Below are 10,717 nucleotides of genomic sequence, written 5' to 3'. Positions count from 1 at the left end.
AATATCGGAGGAATTTCCATGAGCATTAAAATACCGATTGAAACCTCAGCACGGCATATTCATGTTTCCCAGGAGGATTTCCAACTCCTGTTTGGAGAGGATGCCCAGCTTCATTACATAAAGGAATTAAGCCAACCTGGACAGTATCTCTGCCAGGAACGTCTTACCGTAAAGGGGCCTAAAGGTGAGTATAAGAATATGGCCATTCTAGGTCCTTTTCGTAAAGAAACCCAGATTGAGCTTTCCCTTACAGATACCCGCAAGATCGGTCTTCCCGGTCTTATCCGCCAGTCTGGTGATACTGTCGGCTCCCCTGGCTGCACTCTCATCGGACCCAAGGGCGAACTTATCCTTGATCACGGTGTCATTGTTGCCAAACGTCACATTCACATGACTCCGGCAGATGCTGTTACTTTGAAGGTCAAAGATAATGACGAAGTTTTTGTCCTGACCAAAAGCTTCGGCCGCGCTCTTATTTATGCAGATGTGGTAGTACGTGTAGACTGGAGTTACCGCCTTGCCATGCACGTAGATACCGATGAGGCCAATGCTTTTTCCAATGAAAAAGAGCCTTATGGGGTAATCGTAAAATTCTTTGATGATAACTATAATACGGATAAATGGATTGAAGACGTATTGTCCGGTATTAACCGCTAAATGTCAGGGCATACTCTGTGACTCCATTTTATTATTGTTCACTGGTGACATTCCGCAAGGTGTTTTTTGTGAACAGAGTGAACAGTAATTCCATTTTCTTGCAGCAGCATATTCCAGTCACAGCCTCCCGGAGCCTGTCTGAAAATCAATTCTGTAATCTGTTCACTCAGTCTATACAAATGAAAAGTGCTTCCTGCCCGAATCCGGGTGTGGAAGCACTTTTGCGTCACTGAATTCCAATTGTCGCCGCCAACAGCTCCTGAAGAGAATTGGTAACCATAATTCTGGAAAAATCTACTGTCTGGGCTTTATTAACTCCCGCAGTACCTGCTGCCTCATTACTGCCAGCTTCCATCTCTGCGGCATCTCCGTATGTCACCTGACTAAATACACTTACATGCTGTCCTGCATCAAACAGTTCCTGAAGGCTGTTTGCGACATAGAGGCTTCCCGGTGAAACAGTTCCGTCTCCGGAAGCATCTATGGTAACCGTATCCATATCTCCTGTTGTAACAAGGTTCGCCTTGATCAGATCCTGAAGGTTATTGGATACGTCAATTCCTGTGATATACTGGGTATTGGCTATAGTTTTACCACTCTGTCTCATTTCCTCTACCTGCTGTGCGTTCGGATAGAAGGATGGCTGACGGATGTAACGAAAGCTTGCACTATAAGCCTCTCCTACTGTAACACCATTCTTGCTGGAAGAACAATGTACGACGATCCAGTCTCCTGCGTCAGTTTTTCCACAGATAATACCAACATGGTTGGCACTTCCTGCTTCTGGTCCTCTCTGAAAAACCAGGTCACCTGGCTGGGCATCCGCCTCACTTACCACGTTCGCTCTGCCCCACTGGTCTGAGGTACCGCTTCCTACAGCTGCGATCATAGCCTGATTCTCATAGCCATTGATCACTGCCCAGGTAACAAAACCGCTGCAGTCAAGGCCATAAGCACGTAAAGTACCGGTACTCTGACTTCCCTCTGCGCTTACCTGCTGTACTGCGCCCCAGCTTGGGTCCATTCCGATCACAGTAGATTTGCCGCCCCAGAAATATCCCACCTTACCAACCAGTGAATAAGCAGCTGCAATTACGTTTACACGCTCTTCTGAAACGTCATCGCCAACACTCTGTCTTACAAAGCCCTTGGCTGCTGTAACGGTTGCACAAAGAAGCTTGCAGTCTGTTTCAAGATATTTCTTCAAAATCCCCCTCTCATCCTTGGGGATCTTATTCTCTTTAATGTAATGGTTAATATGGTAATTTCCATATGTAACTCTGTTAGAATTACTTTCGTCCTTCACAACAGGATTCATCCTGGCAAAAATAGCTGCCAAATCATCCTTACAGGAAGAATCCAGCGTAAAAGAAGTGGCACCATCAAGGCTCTTCTCATAGACATATATGGCAAGTATATCCTGCCAGTTGCGTACAAGAAGGGTATCTGCGGATGTGGTAACACCACCTTCGGAATCAGATACATCTGTCAGTTGATTGGCAGCTTTATACTCTGTCTCAATCTGCTCCATAACATCTGCAAAATCATCAGAAAATGACAGCTGATAGTTCTCCTGCAGGCTGTTCAGATAAAATTCCTTGCCTGCATGAAGATTAGATGCATAGTAGACTGGGGTTCCATTAAGTGCCTGCGTTGTGGTGCTGTCAATCTTATCTGCATCTTTATCGTCTGCTGCCCCGGACAGCTGGCTGATCGTCTTCTCCATATCGATAAGAAGCTTGTAATTAGTAACAGCAGCCTTCTCCTGGTCTGAAAAGCTGTTATAGGTCTTTCTCAGGGCTTTGACTTTTTTCTTCTTTTTCTTATCTAATTCCTGCTTGAAGGTTTTATCAATGTCTTTGATCAGGGCACTTACCTTCTGCTGGCTCTCTGCTGAAAGTCCAGGAGTCACAGTGGGGGTCACCTCAGGTGCAGCACTAGGCTCTGGTGTCACTGTGGGGGTATCGTCCGGCGTTGCACTAGGTTCTGGTGTCGCACTTGGTTCTGGTGTCACCTCAGGTGTATGATCTGGCGTCACACTTGGAGCCGGTGTCACTGTAGATGTATGATCTGGTGTTTCACTTGGAGCCGGTGTCTCTGTAGGTATATGATCTGGTGTAGTAGGCTCTGATGGGATCTGTGTAGGCTCAGCTGGTGTTTCTGTGGGCTCTGATGGCGTCTGTACAGACTCTGCTGGTACCTGTGCCGGCTCTGACGTTGTCTCCGGAGGTGCGGAAGGCGTCTCTGTCGATGCCTGCTCTGATGAAATCGGCTCTGCTGCCGCTTCCCGGGCAGCTGTTTCTGACAAGGCTGTCTCTTCTGAGGCAAAAACACTGGCCGTTCCTGTAAAGGATATCGCAGCTGCCATAGTAATACATAAACATTTTGTCAGATATTTATTTTTCATATTCAAAAGATGCTCCCTTCTATTCATGAACATCCCTTTACTCCCCTATATAAAGGTATGCATTCTTACCTTAAAGACAGTTCGCATTAAGTATTAACATGCATTATTGTAGCATACTAACCCTTCTAAATCAACTATCCTCAAAATATACAGACGTATTTTCGTGATTTTTTATTTTTTCTTCACAATTTCTGTACAGATTTAAGTGAAAGCGTTTCCCACTTGCTAAATACCGCTTTTTTTCGCAGCAGCGAAGAATTCATTTTTCCTGCTGTACAAAAAAATACCAGTCCCGGTACTCACAGACAAGCTGCTGTGATCTCCCGGCACTGGCTCTTCCCATTATCAGCATGCAGCCGGAATCAGAATATCCTCTCTGCCAAACTGCTTCGCAGCCAGCTGCAGGATTCCATGAATAACCTGTGAACAGATTCTGAGAATATACTGAACATCCTCTGCAATATTACGCTCCTTAAGAAGATATCTTTCATGGGCATTTCCAATATACTCCACCAGTTCCCTGAAGCTTCCGAAATTCACTGGAAGAATGACCATACGATCTGCTGCCCCACTCTCTATGTAGCGCTTCAGATGGTTCTTAAGATGCTTCTCGTATTTATTATGCTCGTACAGATTCCCGGTAAAGTTCGTATTATGGGGAAAAGTAAAATAATCTGCCATATAATGCATCACTTCGCCAAACCTGCGCCAGTAAACGCGCTCCTTGCTTTCTTTGGGATCATTGTCAATAAGAGCTTTCATCTTACCCTGGATTTCCTCGAAGGTGCCGAAATATTCATGCTTCTTTGTAAGAAAAGATGGCTTGATATCCGGAAGAATGCTTCCAAGGCAGAACGCCTTTCTGTGGGACTGCAGACTCTTAGTGGCAGGCATCTGGTCTGCCAGATATCTGGCTACCAGTATATGGGATTTTTTACGCAACCGCTTCCTCTTCTTTCCTGTTCTTATCCATTGTAACAGATAAAAAACAATAAACTGTAAAAAGCTTTTGTATCTGCTTTTCAAATCATCGTTATCACAACTTAATATAGCAGAATCTCTGTCAAATTTCAAATAAACATTTTCTGATTTTCTGTGAAATATTTTCCAATATATCGTTAAATTGCACAATTATATCCTGCGTGTAAGCCGGTCTTGTTTTTTTTCGTCATATATTGTATTATTAGGTTACTGTACAGCTGAAAATCATGCAGACCCATGATTTCTGTACATTACAAAGCGTGTTGCTGGTCACGAAATGAACCGTAACATGATCCCAAAAATGAAATGCTGCCAGTGAACAGTAATGAAACACACTGGCATCATGAAATCATTACATAAAGGAGGAATTATATGCCTGGCCATAAACCACGGACAAATAAGGGGCTGGCTATAGCTGCTGTTCTTATGTGTCTTGCATGCGGAGTTTCTTTTACCCAGTCTTCCGCTTCGCACTCACCCATTACAGATACCCAGATCCCGGACATGTTCGTAGCTGGAAATACAGATGATTCCCAGATTCAATCTGGTGGTGCGGCAGCTAAAAATACCGATGCAGAAGAGGAGAACACACCGGAGGATGTCATTCCCACCGAAACGCCTGCCGCAGATACCCCGGCACCTGATACCCTTTCAGGTTCAGACACTTCTTTCGAAGTCTCTCCGGAAGCTTCCCAGGGGGTGTGGACGCCAGTTGACAGTAACTGGTATTTCATGGTAAACGGAGAAGGTTATAAAGGCTGGCTCACAGATACAGACGGACACCGCTATTACTTCAATGACAAAGGCGTTATGCAGACCGGATGGCTTGAGCTTGATGGCAAGCGCTACTACCTCAATGCAGATGGAGTTCTTCAGACTGGTGACGTGACAATAGACGGCAAAATTTATCACTTTGGCGCTGACGGTGCACAACAGGGTGAACCGACGACGGCAGATGATAGTTCCAATCAGGATCTTGTATTCTACATGAATACTACATCAGATTCTTCGAATGCTGACAATCTCACAGCTTCTGCGACAGGTGCTTCCACACCGGCTGCAGAAGCTGATATTTCTTCTGATCGAAATGAAGATTCCAGAAAAGCTTCTTCCGAAGTCGATGATCCTTCTGAAGCCTCTTCTGCAGCATCAGAAGTCTCCCCTGTACCGGAAGCCTCCGTTACTTCGGAACCGACTGTTTCTCCGGAGCCAAAGGGGATGATTGCCCTCACCTTTGATGATGGACCCAGTGATTTTACAGACCGTCTTTTGGATTGTCTGGAAGCAAACAATGTAAAAGCTACTTTTTTCCTGGCAGGTCAGGAAGTGGAATATTTTCAGGAACCTGTAAAGCGTATGGAGGAGCTTGGATGCGAGATTGGAAACCACTCTTATGATCACCCGGATCTCACCACGCTTTCCGCCGATGATGCTGCAAGTCAGCTTTCCCGCACAGATCAGCTGATCCAGGATCTCACAGGGCACATTGCCACTGTTGTGCGCCCCCCTTATGGTTCTTACAATGACACCGTAGCAGAGACTGCAGCAAGGCCTCTGATTTTGTGGTCTGTGGATACTCTGGACTGGGAAACACAGAATGCAGATTCCACAGTACAGAATGTAATGGACAACGCCAGTGATGGACAGATTATTTTAATGCATGATATTTTCAAAGAATCTGTGGATGCTGCTGAAATTTTTATTCCGCAGCTGCTGCAGGAGGGCTATCAGCTGGTAACAGTAAGCGAGCTGGCTGCTGCAAAGGGAATTACATTGGAAAACGGAACCGCTTATGGATCGTTTTGATTTGGCGTGTCCCAAGTTCAAACGCCTTATCGTGCAAGCACGAACGGCTTTTTGACCTTTTGACACTGGTATCATAATATAGCACTACATAAAAACCAGAGTATCGTTTTCAGGAAATCAGCAACTATACTCTGGTTTATTCTATATATTTTTTCAAACACGCAAAAAAGGAACTGCCATCATGACAATTCCTCTTTTATACTTATTCAGTTTTCTCTTCCAGAAGGCTGCTGTGAACATACGCCTCAGAGCCTTCATAGTCAATCTGGATCCAGTCTCCGCTCTCACCTTTCTTGACTACTTCTGTCCCAGCGGACAATCCACCAATCACTTCTGCATCACTGCTGGCTGCTGCACGGACATTACAATCCTCTGTCACTACCAGCGTAGTTCCATCGGCTGTCTCTGCAGATCCTGTGACATCCTCACCAAGACCATCAAGGAAAGCAGCAAGTGCAGGATCTGCAGTCTGTGCATCCTCATACTGCTTCTGTACCTTGGCCTTCAGCTCCTTCACGTCGTCATCCTGACGCAAAGAAACTTCATATTTCGTTATCTCGTCGCTGTCATCGTGAGCAGCGCCGTCAATCTTCCAGTTCCCGTCTGTGTCCTTTACCACATAGAACTCAGCAAGCGCAGGTACCTTTGTATCAATCCCCTGACAGATGTAGTAAAAACAGGAATATACTACATAGGAATCGTCATCAAGCCCCTTTTTCGTGTAGATATCACCAGCTTCATACCCTTCAATGTACTTGGCATTGGTAATCTTAGACTCGTCTGCCGGTGCAAGATTATCTACCAAAGTACGCAATGTGGTAATATCTTTATCCCCCAGAACTGTGTAATAGCTCTTGATCAATGAAGTAATCTCTTCATTAGCTTTTTCCATGGGATTGGCGTCTTTCTTCCCGTCAGTCTCCCCATCATTTGCCGGAGAAGAAGGAACATTTCCCTGGTCGTTGTCTGCTGTTACCTGCTCATCGGCTGTATCCTTGCTGGAATCGCCCTTCCCGCTTCCCATAAATGCACGGATACCGAAAAACAGGACAACCACGATTAACAGAATCGCTCCGCCAAGCATAAAATAGCGAAGGTTATCTGATAACCATTCTCTGAAATTATCCAAGTTCTTGTCCTCCTTAATACAACGCACCGGAACGCCCGATCGTTCCAGGCAATACACCTGAAGGGAATCGAACCCCCGCACATGGTACCGGAAACCACTGCTCTATCCACTGAGCTACAGGTGCATAAATTCGAAAGCTGCATTATCATTAGTTACTGTCTAACATTTAAACAGCAACCTCATATACAACCACTTCGACTAAAAAATTATAGCACAATATCGACTGGATGTAAAGTTTTTTCTTTTGACGGAATAGTTATGTCAGTTTTGAAAAAGGGGCTGTCGGGAAATAGACAGCCCCGCCCTCATCCGGGCAAAATCTCCCACAAATTGTGACGCACATCTTGCAGAAAGCCTTTTTCAAACACGCTCTAGTACTCCATTTTTACTCCATTTTCGTAATAAATAGCTTGAAATTATAATAATTTACGTGGAATACACCACTCTCTCAACCCCTGGAAATACTGGAAAAATCAGGTGTTCCGTAGAGGTCGTATGGGGTGCTCTGATATACGTAATAATTCAGCCAATTGGTATACAGGTTGTTGGCATGGGCTCTCCACAGCAGAAGCGGACCGTTTTCGGGGTTGTTGTCGCGGTAGTAGTTTTCAGGCATTTCAATAGGGAGCCCTTTGCCAAGATCGCGTTTGTACTCGCCGTCCAGGGTGACACGGTCGTATTCCGGGTGACCCATTACAAAAATCTTGCGGCCGTCTTCTGCCATGGCAAGAAAAAGACCTGCTTCGTCGGATTCTGCAAGGACAGTAAGGTCTTTGCAGGCGTGTACATCTTCAATAGGAACTTCTGTATGGCGGGAATGAGGTGCCAGAAATACATCATCGAACCCTCTGACCAGCGGAATTTTGCGGTTCATTACCTTATGCCAGAAAAGGCCAAACATTTTCTTATCCAGCTTACGTTTCTTCAGTCCATAGAAATGGTAGAGCGCAGCCTGAGCAGCCCAGCACAGGAAAATAGTGGATGTCACATGGGTCTCGGACCAGTCCATGATCTGGGTAACTTCCTCCCAGTAATCAACCTCTTCAAACTCCATCTGCTCTACCGGTGCTCCTGTAATGATCATTCCATCAAACTTCTTATCTTTCAGTTCAGAAAAAGTCTGATAAAATTTGTTCAGATGACTCCTGGAAGTGTTTTTCGCCTGATGGGACTCCACTGCCATAAAGCTTACGTCAACCTGCAGAGGAGTATTGGAAAGAGAGCGAAGAAGCTGAAGCTCGGTTTCCTCTTTCAGTGGCATTAAATTTAAGATCAGAATATAAATCGGACGGATATCCTGGTGCATAGCACGGTTCTCGTCCATAACAAACAGGTTTTCTTTTTCCAGAATCTCCTTTACCGGGAGATCACTTTGTATTTTAATTGGCATTGCAATTTCCTCCTACTATTATACATACTTTTTGTCATTCCTTTCGCTTCGCTCAAGGCACAAACAAGTTATAAAAATGTTGTGTCCTTCCACTCTTCTCTTCTGTAAAAATATATTCAATACAGTTCACTGGTAACGTTCCGCGAGGTGTTTTTTGTGAACAAAGTTCACAGAAAACCCAAATTTTCTTTTAAACACCCGCCAGCTCCAGGAAATCCTCCTCCGACAAAATCGGGATTCCCAGTTCCTGTGCCTTCTTGTTCTTGGAAGAAGCCGATGTTTTATCATTATTGATCAGATAGTCTGTTTTCTTTGTCACAGAACCGGTCACCTTACCGCCGCGGGCTTCGATAAATTCCTTTGCCTCAGAACGGTTGGAAAAATGCTCTACACTGCCTGTAATAACAAAGGTTTTCCCTGCAAAAACCTGTTCCGCAGAAGTCTCCTCATGAACCAGATGAAGATGACTGAGCAGATGATCCAGCTTCTGATTATTCTCTGCGCTCTTAAAATAATCAGCCAGACTTCCGGCGATTACCGGACCGATTCCTTCAATCGAGCTGATCTCTTCTTCCTCCGCATGGCGGATTTTCTCTATATCATCGTCAAAATATTTACAGATCACCTTGGCATTTGCAAGACCGATACCTGTAATCCCAAGACTGTAGATCACCTTGGCAAGAGTGGTCTCTTTCGCCTTCTCCAGACTCACCATCAGATTATCAAAGGACTTCTGACCAAATCCTTCCATTTCTACGATCTGATCTTTATATCTTCCAATTTCAAAAATATCACCAAAATTATGAATAAATCCCATTGCAATAAACTTCTCCAGAGTTGCCTCTGAAAGTCCGTCAATATTCATGGCATCACGGCTGGTAAAAAGGCTGAAGGACTTAATCTTCTTGGCAACACAGTCCGGATTCATGCAGTATAATGTCTCCACATCGTTTTCCTTGCGGATACGCGCCTCCCGGCCGCACACCGGACATTTATCCGGAATTACCAGATTGCCGCTTCTTGTAAGATTCTCCGCAATCTGGGGAATGATCATATTGGCTTTATACACCTTAATGGTATCTCCAATTCCAAGCTGCAGTTCCTTCACAATACTGATATTGTGCACGCTGGCACGGCTTACGGTAGTACCTTCCAGCTCCACCGGTTCAAAAATTGCAACCGGATTAATCAGTCCGGTTCTTGACGGACTCCATTCCATATCCACCAGCCTGGTTTCCCGCATTTCATCCGCCCATTTAAAAGCAAAGGAGTTTCGCGGAAATTTCGCAGTACTTCCCAGAGACTCCCCATAGGCGATGTCATCGTAGGTCACAACCAGTCCGTCTGATGGAAAATCGTTGTTTACAATTGCCTTTGAAAAATAATCCATGGCTTCATCCAGATTTTCAGAGGTAACCACCTTATACTCCACCACCTCAAAGCCCTGTTTCTTCAGCCAGATAAACTGCTGCTCCCTGGAATTAGAAAAATCCACATCCTGGGCACTTACCAGGGCAAAGGCATAAAAACGCACATTTCGTTTCGCCGTAATCTCGTTATTCAGCTGACGCACGGAACCACTGCAAAGATTCCGCGGGTTCTTATATTTGGCATCTGCATCGCCTATAGTCTCGTTGATCCGCTCGAACTCAGAATAAGTGATAATCGCCTCACCCCGAAGCACCAGCTGACCTTTATAAGGGATGCGAAGAGGGATATTCTTAAACACCCTGGCATTGTTAGTAATAACCTCACCTACAATTCCATTCCCCCTTGTTACTGCTTTCACAAGCTCACCGTTCTCATAAGTAAGAACAATGGTCAGACCGTCCAGCTTCCAGGATAAAAGGCATTTGTGATTTCCTATAAATCCACGGAGCACTTCCCTGTCTTTTGTCTTATCAAGGGATAGCATGGGGCTTGGATGTTCTTCCTTCGGAAGTTCATTGACTGCCTCGTATCCTACACGGACAGTAGGACTATTTGTGAGTACAGTGCCGGTTTCCTTTTCCAGCTGCTCCAGCTGGTCGTACAGGCTGTCGTACTCCTGATTGCTCATGATTTCCCTGTCTTCCTGGTAATATGTCTTCGCGGCCTGATCCAGCTTTTCTACCAGTTCTTTCATTCGCTGTAGAGAATTTTCCATGATGTCCTCCTGTTTTACTGTTATAATTACTGCAAGCAGACTTCCTCTGTGAAACAGACTGCCTTTTTTCTGAAATAGTGCGGGAAGTAGCTGGCTTATTTTGCCTTTTTACTTCTGGAATTGAAGAAAAGGGAATGCTGTCTCTTCCCTGTTTTTGGGAAAATACAGGCGCACTGTCCTGCCTTCTGGCTGCGGGAAGCT

At 45.0% G+C, this 10,717-nt stretch carries 7 protein-coding genes, 1 tRNA gene and 2 pseudogenes; 3 read left to right on the top strand and 7 right to left on the bottom strand.

Translation table 11 applies throughout. From position 1 onward, the window contains the following. The first annotated feature begins 18 nt into the window (after positions 1-18). The gene (gene pduL, locus AB5618_RS08400) at positions 19-657 is read left to right on the top strand and encodes a phosphate propanoyltransferase (RefSeq protein WP_173718604.1); all 639 of its coding nucleotides are present in this window, start codon (positions 19-21) and stop codon (positions 655-657) included. Between the two features lie 226 nt (positions 658-883). Here the strand turns inward: pduL and AB5618_RS08395 are convergent, their stop codons facing one another. Together AB5618_RS08395 and AB5618_RS08390 are read right to left on the bottom strand one after the other, a co-directional pair. Beyond that, a complete protein-coding gene (locus AB5618_RS08395) occupies positions 884-3,064 on the bottom strand; it encodes a C40 family peptidase (protein WP_173771066.1) in 2,181 nt (726 codons plus the stop codon). Positions 3,065-3,409: 345 nt separating this feature from the next. Continuing rightward, positions 3,410-4,006: a zinc dependent phospholipase C family protein gene (locus tag AB5618_RS08390; RefSeq protein ID WP_173769528.1), complete on the bottom strand. Its 597-nt coding sequence runs from the start codon at positions 4,004-4,006 to the stop codon at positions 3,410-3,412. 411 nt (positions 4,007-4,417) lie between these two features. Here AB5618_RS08390 and AB5618_RS08385 point away from each other — a divergent pair, with 411 nt between their 5' ends. Beyond that, positions 4,418-5,851: a polysaccharide deacetylase family protein gene (locus AB5618_RS08385; protein ID WP_173718606.1), complete on the top strand. Its 1,434-nt coding sequence runs from the start codon at positions 4,418-4,420 to the stop codon at positions 5,849-5,851. A gap of 202 nt (positions 5,852-6,053) precedes the next feature. On the opposite strand, the gene AB5618_RS08380 is transcribed toward AB5618_RS08385, so the two are convergent. The 3 genes and pseudogenes from AB5618_RS08380 to AB5618_RS08370 all read right to left on the bottom strand — a co-directional run. Next, the gene (locus AB5618_RS08380; RefSeq protein ID WP_226814927.1) at positions 6,054-6,980 is read right to left on the bottom strand and encodes an SH3 domain-containing protein; all 927 of its coding nucleotides are present in this window, start codon (positions 6,978-6,980) and stop codon (positions 6,054-6,056) included. 52 nt (positions 6,981-7,032) lie between these two features. Beyond that, positions 7,033-7,104, bottom strand: a tRNA-Arg gene (locus tag AB5618_RS08375). A gap of 132 nt (positions 7,105-7,236) precedes the next feature. Then, positions 7,237-7,338, bottom strand: a pseudogene (locus tag AB5618_RS08370) (DUF6783 domain-containing protein); the annotation flags it as partial. Here AB5618_RS08370 and AB5618_RS08365 point away from each other — a divergent pair. Then, a pseudogene (locus AB5618_RS08365) lies at positions 7,294-7,389 on the top strand (DUF6783 domain-containing protein); the annotation flags it as partial. The pseudogenes AB5618_RS08370 and AB5618_RS08365 sit on opposite strands and share 45 nt — an antisense overlap. A gap of 39 nt (positions 7,390-7,428) precedes the next feature. On the opposite strand, the gene metA reads toward AB5618_RS08365, so the two are convergent. Both metA and ligA read right to left on the bottom strand, forming a co-directional pair. Further along, on the bottom strand, positions 7,429-8,370 hold the full coding sequence (gene metA / locus AB5618_RS08360; protein ID WP_173716862.1) for a homoserine O-succinyltransferase: 942 nt from the start codon (positions 8,368-8,370) through the stop codon (positions 7,429-7,431). 190 nt (positions 8,371-8,560) lie between these two features. Then, positions 8,561-10,516, bottom strand: a complete 1,956-nt coding sequence (gene ligA / locus AB5618_RS08355) for an NAD-dependent DNA ligase LigA (RefSeq protein ID WP_173771067.1) — start codon at positions 10,514-10,516, stop codon at positions 8,561-8,563. Between the last annotated feature and the right edge of the window lie 201 nt (positions 10,517-10,717).

Origin of the sequence: Ruminococcus sp. J1101004sp1_RTP21198st1_B9_RTP21198_201120, from assembly GCF_040924245.1 — a bacterium.
In the GTDB taxonomy this organism is placed as follows: domain Bacteria; phylum Bacillota; class Clostridia; order Lachnospirales; family Lachnospiraceae; genus Blautia_A; species Blautia_A faecis.
This window is presented reverse-complemented; position numbering and strand designations above follow the sequence as displayed.